General features: G+C 69.7%; 17 protein-coding genes and 5 pseudogenes. 6 read left to right on the plus strand and 16 right to left on the minus strand.

Going from position 1 to position 15,907, the window contains the following annotated elements; all coding sequences use genetic code 11:
- Nucleotides 1-41 precede the first annotated feature (41 nt).
- A pseudogene (locus ACZ7J0_RS31880) lies at nucleotides 42-551 on the minus strand (transposase); the annotation flags it as partial.
- 38 nt (nucleotides 552-589) lie between these two features.
- Between ACZ7J0_RS31880 and ACZ7J0_RS31885 the strand changes: the two are divergent.
- The gene (locus tag ACZ7J0_RS31885) at nucleotides 590-835 is read left to right on the plus strand and encodes a hypothetical protein (protein WP_470893239.1); all 246 of its coding nucleotides are present in this window, start codon (nucleotides 590-592) and stop codon (nucleotides 833-835) included.
- A 552-nt stretch (nucleotides 836-1,387) separates the two neighbouring features.
- Here the strand turns inward: ACZ7J0_RS31885 and ACZ7J0_RS31890 are convergent.
- The 4 genes and pseudogenes from ACZ7J0_RS31890 to ACZ7J0_RS31905 form a co-directional block, all read right to left on the minus strand.
- Nucleotides 1,388-2,029: a hypothetical protein gene (locus ACZ7J0_RS31890; RefSeq protein WP_470893241.1), complete on the minus strand. Its 642-nt coding sequence runs from the start codon at nucleotides 2,027-2,029 to the stop codon at nucleotides 1,388-1,390.
- A 138-nt stretch (nucleotides 2,030-2,167) separates the two neighbouring features.
- A complete protein-coding gene (locus tag ACZ7J0_RS31895) occupies nucleotides 2,168-2,722 on the minus strand; it encodes an Lsr2 family DNA-binding protein (RefSeq protein WP_470893243.1) in 555 nt (184 codons plus the stop codon).
- Nucleotides 2,723-2,772: 50 nt separating this feature from the next.
- Nucleotides 2,773-2,940, minus strand: a pseudogene (locus ACZ7J0_RS31900) (IS110 family transposase); the annotation flags it as partial.
- Between the two features lie 363 nt (nucleotides 2,941-3,303).
- Entirely contained in the window at nucleotides 3,304-4,227 is a 924-nt protein-coding gene (locus ACZ7J0_RS31905; protein WP_470893245.1) for a quinone oxidoreductase family protein, read from the minus strand.
- 89 nt (nucleotides 4,228-4,316) lie between these two features.
- On the opposite strand from ACZ7J0_RS31905, the gene ACZ7J0_RS31910 reads away from it, so the two are divergent.
- Both ACZ7J0_RS31910 and ACZ7J0_RS31915 read left to right on the plus strand, forming a co-directional pair.
- Nucleotides 4,317-4,760: a MarR family winged helix-turn-helix transcriptional regulator gene (locus tag ACZ7J0_RS31910; RefSeq protein WP_470893247.1), complete on the plus strand. Its 444-nt coding sequence runs from the start codon at nucleotides 4,317-4,319 to the stop codon at nucleotides 4,758-4,760.
- Between the two features lie 196 nt (nucleotides 4,761-4,956).
- A complete protein-coding gene (locus ACZ7J0_RS31915) occupies nucleotides 4,957-5,328 on the plus strand; it encodes a hypothetical protein (RefSeq protein ID WP_470893249.1) in 372 nt (123 codons plus the stop codon).
- Nucleotides 5,329-5,334: 6 nt separating this feature from the next.
- On the opposite strand, the gene ACZ7J0_RS31920 is transcribed toward ACZ7J0_RS31915, so the two are convergent.
- From ACZ7J0_RS31920 to ACZ7J0_RS31930, 3 genes are read right to left on the minus strand one after another with little or no spacing between them, the layout of a single operon-like run.
- Nucleotides 5,335-6,948, minus strand: a complete 1,614-nt coding sequence (locus ACZ7J0_RS31920; RefSeq protein WP_470893251.1) for a multicopper oxidase family protein — start codon at nucleotides 6,946-6,948, stop codon at nucleotides 5,335-5,337.
- Nucleotides 6,945-7,415, minus strand: a complete 471-nt coding sequence (locus tag ACZ7J0_RS31925; protein ID WP_470893253.1) for a hypothetical protein — start codon at nucleotides 7,413-7,415, stop codon at nucleotides 6,945-6,947. Before ACZ7J0_RS31925 ends, ACZ7J0_RS31920 begins: the two co-directional genes overlap by 4 nt.
- Before the next feature lie 55 nt (nucleotides 7,416-7,470).
- The gene (locus tag ACZ7J0_RS31930; protein WP_470893254.1) at nucleotides 7,471-7,812 is read right to left on the minus strand and encodes a darcynin family protein; all 342 of its coding nucleotides are present in this window, start codon (nucleotides 7,810-7,812) and stop codon (nucleotides 7,471-7,473) included.
- A 136-nt stretch (nucleotides 7,813-7,948) separates the two neighbouring features.
- Between ACZ7J0_RS31930 and ACZ7J0_RS31935 the strand changes: the two genes are divergently transcribed.
- Nucleotides 7,949-8,665 (plus strand): TetR/AcrR family transcriptional regulator, encoded by a 717-nt coding sequence (locus tag ACZ7J0_RS31935; RefSeq protein ID WP_470893256.1) that lies wholly within the window; start codon nucleotides 7,949-7,951, stop codon nucleotides 8,663-8,665.
- Between the two features lie 70 nt (nucleotides 8,666-8,735).
- On the opposite strand, the gene ACZ7J0_RS31940 is transcribed toward ACZ7J0_RS31935, so the two are convergent.
- The 6 genes and pseudogenes from ACZ7J0_RS31940 to ACZ7J0_RS31965 form a co-directional block, all read right to left on the minus strand.
- Nucleotides 8,736-8,945, minus strand: coding sequence for a hypothetical protein (locus ACZ7J0_RS31940; protein WP_470893258.1), 210 nt, complete (start codon nucleotides 8,943-8,945; stop codon nucleotides 8,736-8,738).
- A 944-nt stretch (nucleotides 8,946-9,889) separates the two neighbouring features.
- Nucleotides 9,890-10,156: a hypothetical protein gene (locus ACZ7J0_RS31945; RefSeq protein ID WP_470893260.1), complete on the minus strand. Its 267-nt coding sequence runs from the start codon at nucleotides 10,154-10,156 to the stop codon at nucleotides 9,890-9,892.
- A 533-nt stretch (nucleotides 10,157-10,689) separates the two neighbouring features.
- On the minus strand, nucleotides 10,690-11,082 hold the full coding sequence (locus tag ACZ7J0_RS31950; RefSeq protein ID WP_470893262.1) for a DUF6193 family natural product biosynthesis protein: 393 nt from the start codon (nucleotides 11,080-11,082) through the stop codon (nucleotides 10,690-10,692).
- Between the two features lie 55 nt (nucleotides 11,083-11,137).
- Nucleotides 11,138-11,305: pseudogene (locus tag ACZ7J0_RS31955) on the minus strand (NF041680 family putative transposase); the annotation flags it as partial.
- A gap of 730 nt (nucleotides 11,306-12,035) precedes the next feature.
- Entirely contained in the window at nucleotides 12,036-12,977 is a 942-nt protein-coding gene (mobF, locus tag ACZ7J0_RS31960; RefSeq protein ID WP_470893264.1) for a MobF family relaxase, read from the minus strand.
- Between the two features lie 778 nt (nucleotides 12,978-13,755).
- Nucleotides 13,756-14,400: an HD domain-containing protein gene (locus ACZ7J0_RS31965; protein WP_470893266.1), complete on the minus strand. Its 645-nt coding sequence runs from the start codon at nucleotides 14,398-14,400 to the stop codon at nucleotides 13,756-13,758.
- Nucleotides 14,401-14,429: 29 nt separating this feature from the next.
- On the opposite strand from ACZ7J0_RS31965, the pseudogene ACZ7J0_RS31970 reads away from it, so the two are divergent.
- A pseudogene (locus tag ACZ7J0_RS31970) lies at nucleotides 14,430-14,545 on the plus strand (FAD binding domain-containing protein); the annotation flags it as partial.
- 155 nt (nucleotides 14,546-14,700) lie between these two features.
- Here the strand turns inward: ACZ7J0_RS31970 and ACZ7J0_RS31975 are convergent.
- Both ACZ7J0_RS31975 and ACZ7J0_RS31980 read right to left on the minus strand, forming a co-directional pair.
- Nucleotides 14,701-15,096, minus strand: a complete 396-nt coding sequence (locus ACZ7J0_RS31975) for a hypothetical protein (RefSeq protein WP_470893267.1) — start codon at nucleotides 15,094-15,096, stop codon at nucleotides 14,701-14,703.
- Nucleotides 15,097-15,173: 77 nt separating this feature from the next.
- Nucleotides 15,174-15,488, minus strand: coding sequence for a hypothetical protein (locus tag ACZ7J0_RS31980; RefSeq protein WP_470893269.1), 315 nt, complete (start codon nucleotides 15,486-15,488; stop codon nucleotides 15,174-15,176).
- Nucleotides 15,489-15,777: 289 nt separating this feature from the next.
- Here ACZ7J0_RS31980 and ACZ7J0_RS31985 point away from each other — a divergent pair.
- A pseudogene (locus ACZ7J0_RS31985) lies at nucleotides 15,778-15,904 on the plus strand (IS630 family transposase); the annotation flags it as partial.
- Nucleotides 15,905-15,907 lie beyond the last annotated feature (3 nt).

The following is a 15,907-nucleotide window of genomic DNA, read 5'->3' on the forward strand; positions in this document are numbered from 1 at the left end:
ATTCTTCGGCAGGCCGCAGGGCTCCTGTGAGGTTTCCGTGTTCAGGCCACCTGGGCGACGGCGGGGGCTGCCGTCGGGAGGGCAACGGTCTCGTCGAATCGGCAGCCGTGGTGCATGCAGTGGTAGAGCTGGCCGAGCATGCGATTAATGAGGTTGCGCTGGGCAGCGGCGTGCCAGTCTCCGGCGTCGCGACGGTGCCGGTAGTGAGCTTTGGCGCCGGGCGAGGCGGTGATCGAGGAGAAGACCCATAGGTAGCGAGCATTGTTGAGGCGGTCATTCTTGACCCGTCGGCGGGTGATGCTCGACTTCTTGCCAGAGGCCCGGGTGATGGGCGAGGCTCCGGCGTACGCCTTCAGGCCGCGGGCATCGGTGAAGCGAGCCTTGTCGTCTCCGATCTCGGCCAGCACCCGGGCGCCGAGCTGGATGCCGAGTCCCGGAAAGCTCAAGATCACTTCAGCGTCCGGGTGCTGAGGGAAAGCTTCTTCCAATGCCTCGGCGAGGCCGTCGGCGGCGGTGCAGGCGGCCTCCAACTGGATCAGGAGGGCGAGCATCGGCGAAGGCCAGCGGCAGCGAGCTGACCGAGCCGCCGGTGGAGGCGGTGCCGGCGGTGGACCTGATGGCCGAGCTGGAGGCGAGCGTGCGAGCAGCGCGGACCATCGCGACCGTGGGTGACCGGGGCCCGAGCATCGAGGAGTACGCGGACTTGGCAGAGGCGCTGCACCCGTACGGACTCCGGCTCGACAAGTGGCATCTCGAACCTGCCTCGCGGAAGTTCGTAATCACAGAACTGCGTCTCCGCGGAGCGCACGAGATCGCCCAAGGGCTGGAGAGCTGAGGCGCGCACGCGTTGCGAGAAGGCCGCTGTCCGGCGGGCTGGCGATACAGAGAGGCACCGGGACTTTGGGTGCCCGGGGCTCGCCCTCGCCGTGTGGCTTCCGCGCCGGTCTGCGGCTCCGAGTCCAATCAGGTTGTGCAGCACCGGCACGCTGAGTCCGGCCGCGCCCAGGCCAGCGAGCAGAGCGCCGGGGACGTTGCCGGTGCTGTAGCCGGTGAGGACTCCGGCAATCGCCCCCACGAGGGCTGCCATCAGGAGGACGATGGCAGCGTGCGCGGTGAGGAGCGGGCGGGGCCTCGGGGCCCGGGGCGGGGGCGGCGAAGCGGCGGCGGTCGCGGGAACTCCCTTGGAGGACTGGGTGGTTGTTGGTACCGCTCTTACGTCCGCGTGAGGAGTCTGCTGGACGTGCCTCCGAACAACTTCGCCCCGCTGCCGAGGCTGATCTCACGCGAAGAAGGCATGCAGGTCAGCCAGCTTCTTGACCGCGCTCCTTCAGTAGTGGGAGCCGGATGAGGACCTCTACCGGGACCGGTGACCACCCCGAACAAGCCCTCACCGCGTGGCCATTCCGCAACTTCCGATAGCACGACGTACCAGCATCTCGCACGTCTTCCGGGGTGTGGTTGAGGTGGCGGTGGTGAGGCCGACCACGGAGCCGGCGTCGGGGTGGATCTGTTCGTGGAGGGCCGGGCAGCGGCCGCCGGGGTGCGTCAGGCCGCAGTGGCCCGTGCACTCGCAGCGGCCGCCTGCTCGCTCGAACCGGATCCGCGCGCTGATCTGGGGCCGGTCGCGCGGGTAGCGGTGCAGGTTCTCGGGACGGATGGGCACGGCGGCTCCGCTATTCGCCGCCGGCGGCCTGGCGGTGCTCGAAGGCTTCGAGCAGCTCGTCCAGGTCGTTCGGCTCGGTGCGGTGCCGACCCAGTGGCCGGTCTCGGTGAACACCTCCACGTCGGTGGTGTCGGCGTCGAACCAGCAGATGTACGGCCCGTACCGCTCGAGGACGGCCGTGGCGACGGCGACCGGGTCGGACATCAGCGGCGCGGACTCCAGCACGGACAGCGCGGTGACGACCAGCCACATCGGCTCATCCGGCGTGCGGGGCAGCCGGAGGTAGCCGGTGACGCGGAGCTTGTCGCCGGGCACCAGGTCGTGTGAATCACCGCGTGCGCCAGCTCCGAGTCGGCGACGCTGCACGGCAGGATCATCTCGTCCGTGCGCTCGTCCGTCGGGGAGACGGTGAGCCGGAACCGCGCCGTGCTGCCGTGCAGATCGCCTGGCACGGTCTCTTCGTCCGGGAAGCCGTCCAGGGCTATCGCGTCGGCGGCCATGGGTTCAGCCGGCCTTCCGGACCCGCGCCTCGTGGGCGGCGTCGTACGCCTCCACGATCGGCTTGGGCACCATCCCCGCGTCGGTGACCTGGTGGCCGTTGGCGCGCGCCCACGTCCTGATGGCGGCGAGCTCCTCCCGGGTGCGGCCGCTGCCCAGGCCCGTGCGGATCGGGGTGGGCGCGGTGGCGGCCGCAGTGGTGGTGCGGGTGCCGGCCTTCACGGCGGGCAGTTCCTCCTGCGCCTTCTCCAGTTCGGCCTTGGCCTTGGCGACCTTCTCTTCAGCCTCGCGCTGCGCGGCTTCGCTCTCGCGGCGCTCGGGCAGGTCGGCGGTGATGCGGGCGGCGCGGCTGCGGACCGAGGCAGCCGGGTGCACGAGCGTCCAGGCGACGCCGTAGCAGTCGTCGGGTCCGAAGCAGGCGGCCAGGGCAGCGGCCTCTTCGGACGTGACAGGGCGCGAGATCGCCGTCAACTGACGGTCACGCCGGTCGATCTCTTCCTCGGTCGCGTCCCAGTCGGGAAGCGGTCCGTCAGCGACGAACGTCTGCACTTCGGGTCTCATGACCGAATGATCGTCTCCCCTGCCGCCCCTGATAAATAGCCCCGTTCTGTTCATGCGGTGGCTGTTCCTGCTGGCCGGGGCTTTGGGGGGAAGGCGATCGCTTCGTCGAATGGGATGCGGGCCAGGCCGTAGTGGAGCTGGCCGAGCATCCGGTTGAGCAGGTGCCGCAGAGCCTGCATGTGCCAGTCCCCACCTGCCCCGCGGCGCCGGTAGTGGGAGATTCTCAGGCCTGGTCTTTCCATCTGAGCTAGGACGTTGACTTGGTCGGCCACCGGAGGCACCTCGAGAGTGCGGTCCGGTTCGGCTTCCCAGTCGACTGGATAGCGAGCTTGGGCGCCGCTTCTATGGCGGCGCTCGGTTGTTGAATGGTCCATGGCATGCTCGGTTGGGCTGCTGGCGCCGGATGAGTTGTGGCTGCTGTTCCGGCGTCGTGCCCCCGCCCACCGAAGTGAAGCATTCCCAGGTCGGAGGCGGCGCTGGGCTGTGATCGCTCCAGAAACGCATCATGGCCGGATGCGCCAGCGTCCCCACTGCGCCACCGAGCCTTCCTCTGGTCCGCTCGATGATTCGAAGGAGACCGTTTAGGGAACGAGGACGACCTTGCCGTGGTTGCGGCGCTGCTCGATGAGAGTGTGGGCTCGGGCGGCTTCGCGGAGAGGGATTTCCTCATGTACGGCGGCGCGCAGGGTGCCGGCGTCGCGCATCTGCCAGAGCTCGCGCAGCCAGCGGTCGTAGAGTTTGGGCTTGCCAACGGCGATGGCCCGCATCTGGAAACCGATCATCGAGGCGCCGCGGACCAGGAGTTCGTACGCCTCCACCGTGCCACCGCCGGAGCTGAAGGCGACCAGTCGGCCGCCGGTGGCCAGAGCCCGTACGGCGGGGAGGAGAAGGTCACCGCCGACGCCGTCGAGAATCACGTCGTACGGTCGGCCCCAGTCGGCATTCTCGTACAGGACGACTTCGTCCGCGCCCAGCCCGCGGACGAAGTCGGCCTTGTCGGCGCTGCTGACGGCGGCGACGACGCGTGCTGCCCCGCCGGCCTTGGCGTACTGGAGGGCGAGCGTGCCCACTGCGCTCGCCGCCGCCGTGACCAGGACCGACTCACCGGGTTCCACAGGCGCGGCTTCCCAGGCCCCGCGGGCCACCAGCCCGCTGCGGACCAGCGCCACCGCCTCCACGGCGGTCGCGCCGTCCGGGATCCGGGAAACCATGGTGGTGTTCAGGACCGCGAACTCCGCGTAGGCGTCGGCGAAGCACAGCCCGGTGACGCGGTCTCCGACACCGAAGGCGGTAACTCCTGTGCCTGCGGCGACGATCTCCCCGGCGACTTCACCGCCGAACGAGATCGGCTCGCAGCCCTCTCGCACCTTGCGCACGGTAGGCAGGGTCACCCCGACCGCCTCGACCCGGATCAACACCTCCCCGGCTGCCGCCTGCGGCAGGTCGACCTCCTCGGTGAACAGCACCTCGGGTCCTCCGTTGACCTCATGGCGAATGCGCAGCACAGAACCTCCCCGATCCGGTTTCATTGGCTGCCCCAACGATAAACAAACAATCATTGGGAAGTCCAATGATTTTCGGATAGGCTGAGCGCATGACCCCGGACCTCCAGCACATCCAGTCCCTGCCGAGCTGGCTCATAGGCCGTGTCGCGGCGCGCGGCCGGGGCATGGTCGCCGACGCGATCGCCGCGGAAGGACTGAAGCTGACGCACCATGCCGTGCTGGCCGCGACCGCCGAGTACGGGCCTATCGCCCAGGCCGATCTGGGCCGTCGATTGGCTGTCGACCCCAAGGACATGGTCGGCGTCCTCAACCACCTGCAGAAGCAGGGCCTCGTCCTGCGTGCTCCCGATCCCTCCGACCGCCGCAAGAACGCCGTCACCGTCACCCCGGAGGGCAGGGCCACCCTCACCCGCTGCGCAGCTCTGGCCGAAGCCGCCAACGCCCAGCTACTGGCACCGCTCGCCGCAGATGAGCGGAAGCAGTTGATGACCCTGCTGACCCGGCTCCACGAAGCAGCGGAGAACCCGGCCTGATCCGCAAGAAAACGACTCTCGGGGGCTGACAACTGGCCTGCGGCGGACGGTACAGGCGGCACCGGGGCACCCCAGCGGCCTGGCGGCACGCAGGTGGCCGGGAGTCTGGACGCCTTGCCGTACCGGACCTCCAGAGCGTCGACGCCCGTACTGGGGGCCCTGCCGTGGTACTCCCCGCCCGTCCCGCTGGCCGGCGGTGGCCACCGCGGTGACCGGGGCGGCCTCCGTGGTGGCCGTCGTCGTTCTCGGACTGGCGGGCACCCGCCCGCCGCTGGCCACTGCCATCGTGGCGGAGACCGGGTTCTCCTTCCCCTGCCGCCACACCACCGTCGTCACCGCACTCCTCCTTGCGATGGCCTACCTCCTGGCCCGCCGTACCCACTCCCGCGCCCTCGCCATCGCCTGGTGGACGGGCGCGCTCGCCCTGTCCGGCCTCGTCGCGTCCAGCCGGGCGTCCACTGGGCCACCGTCGTCAGCGCCGGCTTCGCCTCGGCGCCGCTGCGGCCCTCATCCTCATCACGCCGACCTCGGCCACGGCCTGTGGACCCGCCGCCACCACCGCCCCTGAGCTGCCTCAAACCACTTCGAAGTTGGCCATCATGGCCATGTCCTCGTGTTCGAGGTTGTGGCAGTGCACCATGTAGCGGCCCCGGTATCCGGCGAACCGGGCGAGGACTTCCACGACCTCGTACGGGCGCACGTCAACGGTGTCCTTCCAACCGGCGTCACAGGGATCCGGCGCCCTGTTCCCGCGGGCGATGACCTGGAACTGGGCCAGGTGCAAGTGGACGGGGTGATGAAAATCGCTGCTGAACCGCCAGCGTTCCACGCTGCCCAGCCGCGGGGCGGCCCACACCTTCGAGGTGCTGAACGGCTGCCGGTTGATGGTCCACATCTGCCGCTCCTCACCGTCGCCCGTACGCCGGAAATCGAAGGAGCGCACCGGCATCGCACGGGTCGCGATGAGCTTGTCGAAGGCGGACAGGCGGGCGGGTATCCGGCTGTCGTCCTTCTCGGCGCGCACGATGTGGAAGCGCATCACCTGCCGCATCCTGCCGTCGGCCGCCGTGTTGACCAAGGTGATGCGGGTGCCGACCGGATGCTCGGAGAAGTCGACGACGACGTCGAAGCGTTCGGCGGGCGCCATCGCGAGGGTGTCGAGGCGCTGGGGCGCGGCCAGCAGGCCGCCGTCGCTGCCGATCTGGACGAAGGGCAGGTGGGCGCCGTCCTCGGTGTCCAGACGCAGTTCATAGCGGCGGGCGTTGGAGGCGTTGAGCAACCGGAGCCGGTAGCGGGTCGTGGAGACTTCCAGTTCGGGCCAGGGTGCGCCGTTGACGAGCTGGACGTCGCCGAGCACCCCGTCCATGTAGGCGTCCTCGACGCCGGGCTGCCCGGTGCAGGTGGGGTCGAGGGCGGGGTAGCGGAAGGAGCCGTCCGCTTCGAAGGACCGGTCGGCGAGCATCAGCGGGATGTCGCGGTCGCCGCCGGGCAGGGGGAGCCGGTCCTCCTCCTCGTCGCGGACGATGAACATGCCGGCCAGACCGCGCCAGACCTGCGGGGCGGAGAAGTCCATCCGGTGGTCGTGGTACCAGAGCGTCGCGGCCCGCTGCGGCAGCGGGTAGTCGTAGGTGCGCACCGCCGTGGTGGTGTCTCCCGGCATCGGGTCAGCGTGCGTCGAGTGGGCCCCCGGTGGGATGGCGGTCGCGTCGCGGCGGTTCTGGCCGGGGGCGCAGCGTGTGGGCAGCACGAGGTCGGTGGGGTAGCCGTCGGATTCCGGCGGGGTGACGCCTCCGTGCAGGTGCATCGCGGTCGGTACGGTGAGCATGTTCCGTACGCGTACCACCGTGCGCCTTCCGGAGCGGGCGGTGAAGGTCGGGCCGGGGAAGATCCCGTCGTAACCCCAGACCGTGGTCGTGCGGCCCGGCAGGATCTCGACCCGGCCCTCCCTCTGGTCGAGTTCGTAGAAGTCCGCGCCCGCCTCCGTGCGGGCCGGGCGCGCCGCCGGCGGCACCGGCAGCGGCACCCGGAACGGTTCGGGCACAGGGCCCACCGTGCGCAGGATCCGTCCGGTGGAGGGCTGCGCGAGACGGGAGTAGCCGACCGAGCCCAGGGTGATGGCGGCACCCGCACCGGCGGTCAGTCCGAGAAACCCCCGGCGGCTCAGCCTGCTCGTACGCCGCGGGCTCATCGCGCGCCGCCCGCGACGTGAGCAGTCGGGCGGAGGGTGAAGGCCCAGCACGTCAGGGCCGTCGCGCAGCCGAAGACGGCCATGCCGAGCGGCATGTGCCCGGCCAGTACGCGCGCCTCGCCCAGCCCCTGCTGCACGGAGACGAGCGCGATGAGCAGGGCGCTTGCCACGGCCGGCCAGCCCGGCCCGCGCTGCAGCCGCCACACCAGCAGGGCCGCCGCCGTCTGCACGACGGTCAGTGCGCCCAGCACAGCGGCGTTCGCCGCGTGCCAGGCCAGCAGATCGAGGTCGCCGGTCACGAACAGGCCCGCGAGGGCCGCCTGTACGAGGGTGTCCAGCAGCACCAGCACCGCGCTGGCCCGAAGCAGGCGCAGCGGCCAACGCCGCCGGGGCAGGGGATCGGGCGGAGCGGTCGGGGCAAAGGCGGCGGTGGGGGCGGGTATGAACTCGGGGACGGTATGGGGCATGACTGAACTCCCTGTATTCCTGGCCTGGTCGTCTCTGGGACCGCTCAGCGGCGCGCTATCGGAGTCCGGCGGCGTGCGTGCGCTCGTACTCCGCGAAGCCGTCGGCGACGCCCAGGAAGATCTCACCGAAGGACAGGTAACCCTCGGCGATGAGCGGGGTGTCGCGCAGCGCCTCGACGAGGAAGTAGTAGGCGCCGAGGTCCTCGGTCTCCAGCACGGCGAAGTCGGAGAACCGGCCGTGGAACGCCTCGCTGTCGAAGAAGCGGGCCGAGACCCGGTCCGCGTACGCGGCGAACACCGGCTCGATGTGCTCGGCGCGCATCGCGTTGCGCTCCGGGCGCGACAGCGCCAGCCAGCGCGGGGCGAACGTGTAGGTCAAGACGATGCCGTACTTCATGGGTCCCCCCGGATCACAGCTGCGAGCCAATGCTAACGGTGTTAACTTTCGAGGGGTCAGCTAAAGTTACAGGTGTTTACTTTGTCAAGCGGGTCCACGCCCTGGACCCCGAGAAGGCACACACCGAAAGGCCGCCGTGACCAGCACAGGCAATCCCTCTCCGAGCCGTCGGCACCGGGTCCGCGAGGACGCGCTGGAGGAGATCCTGCGCACCGCCCGCCGCCTGCTCGTCGAACAGGGCCCGGCTGCCGTCACCCTGCGGGCCATCGCCCGCGAGATGGGCATGAGTGCTCCCGGCCTGTACCGCTACCACCCCAGCCACCGCGACCTGATCCAGGCCTTGACGTCCCACCTGTACGACGAGCTCGCCACTGCCCTGGCCACCGCACGGGACCAGGAACCTGCCTCCGAGCCAGGGATGAGGCTGCGGGCGGTGAGCCGGGAACTCCGCCGCTGGGCGCTGAGCCATCCCCGCGAGTTCGGCCTGCTGTTCACCAAGCCGCTCACGGACGCCGACACCGCCCCCGGAACCGCCGCCCACGACCCCAGCTGGCGTTTCGGTGGCATCATCCTGGGCCTGATGGTCCAGCTATGGCACCGCGGCGGCATCCAGCCCCCCACCACACTCGACACCACCTGGCTCACGCAGCTCGAAGAAGTACGGGAGCACCTGGCCGGCGAGCCAGTCCCTCTGGAGGTGATCTACGTCTTCGTCGCCTGCTGGACCCGGCTCTACGGAACCGTCGCCGTCGAGGCCTTCGGCCACCTCGACTTCGCCCTCACCGACCCGGAACCGCTCTTCGAGCACACCGTCAACGACATCCTGACCACCCTCGGCGCCTCCATGGACTGAACGCACTGCTGGAGTACGGGTCCCTCTGGGCGTGCGGCCGGGACAGGAACGCAACGGGCAGTGCCGCCTCTCATAAAACGTGTCGTTCTACCTCCTCGTCCAGGTGCACCGAGTCCGCGGACTGCAACAGCACCGGGCCGCCCGACCGGGCCGGAGTGAACAACAAGCATCGATAGCCGTCGAACTTCGCCTCGAAGGCATGGCCGCCGGGCAGCACCCCCGCTGCGGCCACCGTCTCACGGGCCTGGGCGAGCATCGGCTCCACCGGAGGACGCAGCACCTGGCAGCTGTCAGCCGGTCGGGGGGACGATCGCGTGCATCAGGCCTGAGGCCGCCGTTCGTCTCCTTCCGCCGGGCTCCACCGGGGCCCGCACCCTCGGGGGTAGCGCGGGCCCCGGCGATAAGGGGCAGCAGCCCTGATCCCGTCCTGCCGCCAAACCAGGACTGCGCCTGGTCCCTGTGTACGGGCCCGGCCGCACCCACGCGACCGGGGAGGAGCAGCACGCCTACCGCAGTCACCCGTCCGGGCGGCCGCGCGGCTGCCGGCGAACCCGTGCGCCGGGCCATGTCCTCGGAGGAGAGATGCACATCGACAAGCAGCACACAGCAAGGGCCCGCAGGCGCTCGCTACGCGCGCCGCTACCACGCCTGACAGCACGGCAATGCCCCGGGGCGATCCGTTCCGTCACCAGCCATACGGCCAGCCAGACACCCCGGGGCACCCCACCTTCGCACGTTCAAGAAGCCCCTCACCATGCGCCCCCGAACTCCCCCTCGAAAAACTCATCGGCTGCGAGAGCGCCGGACATGCGCCTGGTGGCGCAAACGCAGGACCAGGCTGTGACCGGAGCGGATCAGAGGCCGTTTCAGATTCGGGCCCTCGAATGAGGCAGGTCAGCGGCTTGGTACTCCTCGAAGGCAAACCCCCTCGACCGAGTGCCCCACGAGTATCTGGTCAAGGCCGTCCTCGGGTGGACCAGCGCCGCCGGCCTGGCACCCGCGGACCTCCAGCAGATCGCCCTGCAGCTGACCGGCGCCGCTCGCGCCTTCGCCAGCGACGTCCGCCGCGCCCCCGACCAATTGCCTCCCCGACCACGCCGCACGCGCCCTCGCGGACGTCATCATCGAGGACGCCGAGCGCCGCCCGGTGGCCGAACGATAGGGATGCCCTGCCTGCCTTACGATCTTGCTGCCATCGCCTGGGTCGTCGGTCTGTTGGACCTGTCAAGCGATCACTTCAGTCCATCCGTCGCCGGGTGGAGGAACAAAGAAGTAGCCGCCGCCGGCGGTGAGGAGATACTTGGTCATGGCTTCTCCTTCAAGGCGCTTCTGTAACGCTTCGAATCCAGCTGCCAGGTCGCGTTGGAAGCAGGAGAAGACGAGTCCGCTGTTGCCGTTGCCGTGGTTGTAGCTGTAGCTCCTGCGCACGATCGGCGGAGGGTTACGTCGATCTGGGGCGGCCAGACGGACATGGGAGTCCAGCGGGGTCAACTTGCCTGCCGGGTCCGCGGCGAAGTTCGGCGCCTCATTCGCCGGCGTGCCGTCGCCAGCCGGTCACGGGAGAGGAAGCCAAGGCGCTCGTCTCCTGCTTCGGCCCGGACGACTGCTACGGCGTCGCCTGGACCCTCCTGCACCTCATCGAGACAGGTCCAAACCCTGTTCTGGCGGCTGCCCCCGGACCGGACACCAACGAGTGGCACCAGCGCCTCTACGACCGCGCCGTGGACGGAGGACTCATCCCCTGAACTTGACGGCATAGCAACGTGAGGTGTCTGTTTTCTGATCTCGTGCCGGGCAGGTCTGCGGGCAAAAGTGGAAGTACAGGCAGGACCCACCCGTTCGCGGAACGGTCACGGTGACGCTTCCGTGAACGGAACCCCTGGGTGCCTCGTGGTGTCAGGTTCACCCCGGTGACCTGACCGCAGTGCGGCATAGACGGCCGCGTACTCGGCCCAGAGGGCCCCTGTTGCCGGAGCAGCGAGAGGCATCGGGCTGGGGATCAGAAGCAGGCACTCACCTTGCCTTTAACCGCCGAGCTGCTCTTGCATCGTCTCGTGGATGGCGAGTTCCTCTGGAGTGCCGAGGAAGGCCGGCCCGCAGCCGGCCGGAAGGCGCTCCAAGACCATGGCGATGGCGTGCGAAACCGTCTCCGCAGGCCCCACGGTCTGCGAACGGAGAGGACCTGACACCCAGTAACTGCCCCCAGCCGCAGGCTGGATGTAGGGGATGTCCCACGTCCACCGTTGTTCGGTGCAGCGGCTGAAGTGCAACTCGCCCATGCCGGTCCAGGGGAACAGCTGCCGCAGGCGCGGTTCGGCGTAGGCGGCTTCCAGCAGTTCCGGGCGCACGCGTCCGTCAGCGCGGACCTTGTGCCAGCCTGCTTCGACAGCGTCATCACTCGATGGTCCCAGTGTCATTGGGACATCATGACCGCCATCCCTCAGGCTCGCTGCATGGGGGCGGGGCTTGTTCGTCATTGCCCGACCACCACAGCCAGACGGGCCTGTTCACCCCTCCGCAGGGCAGCTTCTCGACCGTCAACCTGATCACGGTGCCCTCGATGATGGGCGATGGTCCCTAGTGGTCGCTCCAAGCGGCCCGGCGGGTGAGCCGGGGGTGAAGCCGGTCCCAGGATCGTGCTCGGGGTCGGCGGCCGGGGGCGCGAGCAGTTGCTCGACATCGCCGCCTGCTGGTGGGCAACCACGTCGTACGCCCGGCCCCGCGCGGTGGTGGTGCGCAGCTTCTCCCGCACCACCGCACCGGCGAGGACGGCCCGCTCGTACTGCAGCGGGATACGGGGTATCTCCCACTCCCCCGCGTCCTGGCCAGGGGGCCGGGGCACAGCCGGCTCGCCGGGATCGGCCGGGGGTTGCCGAGTTCGGGCCGGGCGCGGAGGTGGGTGGGCGGGGCCGGGCGGGGATGTCGGACAGGTCCCACCGTGCGGTGTAGAGGCGATAGCCGGCCTCCAGGCCACGCACGCTCGTCGGCTCGCTGACGTCCAGGCAGAGGATGGAAATGGCGGCAGCGACGATCCGGTCGTCCAGGCCCGGGTCGCGGCGGCGGCCGCGCAGGACCAGGGCGAGACGGCGGCGGGCTTCGGCGAGCAAGTGCCGGCGATGGAACCGGCCGCCGTCGTTCATCACGAACACCGTCGCAGCGACGTCGACGGCCGCCACCGCTATGTCGACCACGGCGGCGACCCGGGCCCTGATCGTCGCGGCCGCGGCGCGGGCGTACTCGAGGAGGGAGGTGATGACGTCGACGGCCACCCCGGAGGTGAGGATCGCGCTCGCCTGCCACCACGCGCGCAGTTGTGCGAGCGGCCGGGTCTTCTGCTTGGGCGGACGGGTCTTGCGGGCGGCCATCCGGTTCAGCTTGCGCGGGCCCGTTCGGAGACCACGGGCAGGAACTTCAGCTCGCCGTCGTCGTCGACGGCGGTGACGTACTCGTGCTCCAGCTCTGCCAGGCAGGCGGCGATCTGGTCGCTGCGCCGGGAGATCCAGCGGATCAGCTCGTGCGGCACCCCAGCAAGCTCCATCACAGGCCGGCGCCCCGGCGTGACGGTGCGCGGCTCGGTCGCCAGCCCAAGCTCCTCGCAGACCTCAGCGGCCACCAGTTCGTTGTAGAGCGCGGAGGCCGCCACGGTGTTCTCGTGCAAGGCCAGGGTGTGGATCGACCCCCACTTCCCGTCCAGGCGCTGACCCTTCACGGACAGAAGCAGATGGTCATGGAGCAGCGGCATCCCGGAGCGCGCCTCGTAGTGGCGGAAGCGGGCGGCGACCAGACCTCCGGATGGACGCACCCGGTAGATGCCGTCCTTGCCGTACCGGATCACCGCCGCCTCGTCCTCGATCCACTCCAGCACCCGCTCGATCGCCCGCTCGTGCGCGGCCTCGATCACCCGACGGGTCTCGTCATCCCCCAGCGCCCACAGGAGGTAGATCGTCGACTGTGGCCGGAAGAGGAAATCGACCCCGGTGACCGTCACCCGGCGTCCGAGGGCGGCGGCCTTGAACGCCTTCTTCGGGGAGTCGCCCTTGGCGAGCAGGTCGGCCTCGATCCGGTCTGCATCCGGGTGGCGGCCCCGCTCGCCGAAGAGGTTCCGCAGCTGCGCCTCGGTGACCACCTCCCCCGCCGACAGTCCGAGCACGGCCAAGCCGCGGCCCATCCATCGCCCGACCGGGACACCGGCTTGCTCCTGAGCCTCGCGCAGCGGCATGCGGGCCGGGCGTCGGCCGTCGCCGACAACGGTCTGCCGCAGGTAGTAGCGGTACATCTGACCAGCCCGGATGACCCTGATATCCACTGTCATGCAGACACGCCACACGGCCCTGACCTGCAAGAAAAGCCCCATCAGCGTGACGTCCCGCCAAGCGGGAGCAACGGTCGAACTTTCTTCCCGGGGCCCGTCAGCCGGGAAGCGGCTCCGGACGGTGGGCCAGTGTCATCGCTCTCCGGCAGGAACGCGCACCAACAACGAGGACCACCCCTGAGCAAAGGCGTCCGCACGGTGAGAGGCAACCTCCGTACAGACAATCAGGTCATGCCAGCATGGTGGTGCCCGCCGCAGCCACTGCACCGGCCAAGGCAAGCCCCCACCGTTCGCCGGAGGATGCGGGGGCCTGTAGCCAGCCGGCCCCCGACCACCACCGCCGCGATCGCCCTGCTTGGACGAGCACACGCCCGCGCCCCCGGGTGACGCCCCGGGGACGCGCGTCAGCCAGGCTCAGCGGGTCGCGGCCTCGCCCACCTGTCGGTGGACCCGCAGCGCGGGCCGGGGAAGAGGCCAAGGCCTGCCAGGAGGTGCACGAGGCGCAGGTGCGGCGCGCGGCAGAGCAGAAGGCTGTTGAGCGCGAGGCCCGTCGACTCGCCTTGGCCCGCTGCTGGACGAAGTTCACCACCGCCCGCTGGAAGGTCACCGAGGACCATACGAAGCCGGGACCGCGTTGGCGCCCCACGCTGTGCGGCGACTGCCAGGCGAAGGCCGTCGAAGCCGGGGAACAGGATGACGGCGCACCACGCAGGGCAGCTGGGCCGCCTCTTTCGGATCGAGCCGGACACCGCGAGCCCGGCTTAGTCCGGAAGACGGACTAGAGGGCATCAGGTCCGTTCAGCTGTTCCAGCGGGTGCGGGTCTGCCAGGATGCGTTCGGCGAGACCGCCCCGTACGGACGCCGCCGGGGAACTCTCCGGCTTGCGGGCGGCCTGGTCCCGGAAGCAGGCCAGGAACTCGTCTGCGAGGCCCTCGCGGGGGTATCGGGCCAGGACCTCCGCGCGGAACCCGGCGGTGAAGTCGTCCGCGTTCCGCCCCGAAATGTCCACGGCGGTGGCCCGCTCCAGTAGATGGCCCTCCGGGTCCTCCCGCACGTCCACCGAGTCCCACATGTGCCGCACGATGACCTCGGACAGCCGCTGCCGGCGCTCCACCGGCCACCCAGCCCCGGCGCCGAATACCCAGGCCACGTGTCCGCCGGACTCGTCGAAGGCGACGGTGTGGCTGTCGAACTCCGGGACCAGCCCTATGTCGTGGAGCAGCGCGGCGACGTACAGCAGCTCGGCGTCGTGCTCGATGTCCCGGTCCGCGGCGTACGCGGATGCCCACACGTAGGACCGCACCGAGTGGTTCAGCAGGGCCGGGGTGCAATAGGCGGTGGCGACTTCGAGAGCGGCGGCGCAGGCGGCGGTTACGGGGGCAGCGGGTACGGTCAGGGCTTCGAGGGGCGTAGGGAGTGTCATGGTGCCGAGTATGCCGATCGCCCCGGTCTATTTCGATCCATTTTGATCACCGGCGTCCCGAATACCTCCTGGACCTGGGCAGATCGGGGCGCTCGGCGAGTGGGAGACCGGCGCGGAGACCGTGCGGCTCGGCGCCTCCGTCCCGTAGAGCCGGATCATGGAGTATCTGCGCGGACCGCTCCCGGGCACACCTAGTGCTGTGACCGGGAACGTTCGCCGGGTTGGTGTTCGTGGTTCTCGTGCGGGTTGGACGAGGCCCCCGCCAAGAACCGTTCGGCGGGGGCAGTGGTGTTACGGAACTCAGGCGCGCAGCTTGTCCAGGGCGAGGCGGGCGAGTTCGGCGGCGACTAGGACGGAGACGGCGTTCCTGAGGTGAACGACGACCAGCAAGCCCTTGGTGTTCTCCTGGGCCTCGGCATAGCCGGTGGCGATGTACGGCGCGGCATCCTGCGGCTGAAGGAGGAGGTCCACCTTGCCGCTCGCGTTGACGTAGGCGAAGCCGCACTTGCCGGGTGCCTTGACGAGAACGTACGGAGTCGGCTTGTTCACGCTGGCGGGGAGGGTTGGGTCGGCGAGGAGACGGCCTATCAAATCTTCCAGGAGGTCCGCCATGGCGGGATCCTTCTTGCGGCGCGTGTCGAGGAACTCCGCGATCTCCTCGCGCAGCTCGGCGGGGTGGTGGTCTAGGTTCAGCATGGTCTTCTCCTCTCTCAGGGGCCAGCCAGCCCGATGAGTGGGGACTCATCGGTGCTGCCCCCTTTCTGTAGCGGTGGTCAGTAGTGGCGGCTGGTGCGCTTCGCCCGGCTGTAGAAGGGCCAGGCCAGACCTCCGGTGCACAGGATCAGGAACCACCAGCCCAACTTGCCGAAGAAGCCCACGCCGTGAACGGTGCGGGTCGGCTGGTTCGTCACGTACACCGGCTGGGGCGCCTGAGGCTGCTGCGGGTAGTACGGGGCCTGGGGCGGGTACTGCCCCGCGTACGGCTGCTGGGACTGATGGCCGGGGGCCTGGGGCTGGCCGTAAGACTGCGGTTCCTGGGGCGGGTATCCGTAGGGCTGCTGGGGCTGCTGCGGGCCGGGGGTGGTCATGCTCGGGCTCTCTTCCAGGTGATGATCGTGAGCCCGTACGGGTGCGGCCTGCGGGGCGTCGATGGACCCTACGCGCTGCGGCGTACGGACGGCTTTGGTGTCCAGGGATCGGGCGGCCGCCTATGCGGCCTGTGCCGATGGCGCCGGCGTCCTCCAAGGGCTGCGCGAGGTGCATTGCGGAGATCCGCCAACCGACTAGTGCTGTGACCTCGGACCTTCGCCGGGCGGCTCTGCTGCTCGTTGTGCTGGTTGGAAGTGACGACGCTTCCAACCAGCGTGGGGAGGCGGGATGGCGCAACCGGTCAGGGTCCCGCAGGCTGACCGAGCAGGAGGGTCAGAAGCTGCAGCAGACAGTGCGGAGGGGCAGTACCAGCTCGGTGCGGTTTCGGCGGGCGATGATGCTGCTGGCCTCGGCCGCT

The sequence above is a fragment of the Streptomyces sp. NPDC038280 genome (genome assembly GCF_055600045.1).

Bases quoted from the DNA above. Each gene is read 5' to 3' on its own strand.
- ACZ7J0_RS31895 (WP_470893243.1), bottom strand. From the start codon at position 2,722: ATGAGACCCGAAGTGCAGACGTTCGTCGCTGACGGACCGCTTCCCGAC.
- ACZ7J0_RS31910 (WP_470893247.1), top strand. From the start codon at position 4,317: ATGACCCCGGACCTCCAGCACATCCAGTCCCTGCCGAGCTGGCTCATA.
- ACZ7J0_RS31920 (WP_470893251.1), bottom strand. From the start codon at position 6,948: ATGAGCCCGCGGCGTACGAGCAGGCTGAGCCGCCGGGGGTTTCTCGGA.
- ACZ7J0_RS31925 (WP_470893253.1), bottom strand. From the start codon at position 7,415: ATGCCCCATACCGTCCCCGAGTTCATACCCGCCCCCACCGCCGCCTTT.
- ACZ7J0_RS31930 (WP_470893254.1), bottom strand. From the start codon at position 7,812: ATGAAGTACGGCATCGTCTTGACCTACACGTTCGCCCCGCGCTGGCTG.
- ACZ7J0_RS31950 (WP_470893262.1), bottom strand. From the start codon at position 11,082: ATGACACTGGGACCATCGAGTGATGACGCTGTCGAAGCAGGCTGGCAC.
- mobF (WP_470893264.1), bottom strand. From the start codon at position 12,977: ATGACAGTGGATATCAGGGTCATCCGGGCTGGTCAGATGTACCGCTAC.
- ACZ7J0_RS31965 (WP_470893266.1), bottom strand. From the start codon at position 14,400: ATGACACTCCCTACGCCCCTCGAAGCCCTGACCGTACCCGCTGCCCCC.
- ACZ7J0_RS31975 (WP_470893267.1), bottom strand. From the start codon at position 15,096: ATGCTGAACCTAGACCACCACCCCGCCGAGCTGCGCGAGGAGATCGCG.
- ACZ7J0_RS31980 (WP_470893269.1), bottom strand. From the start codon at position 15,488: ATGACCACCCCCGGCCCGCAGCAGCCCCAGCAGCCCTACGGATACCCG.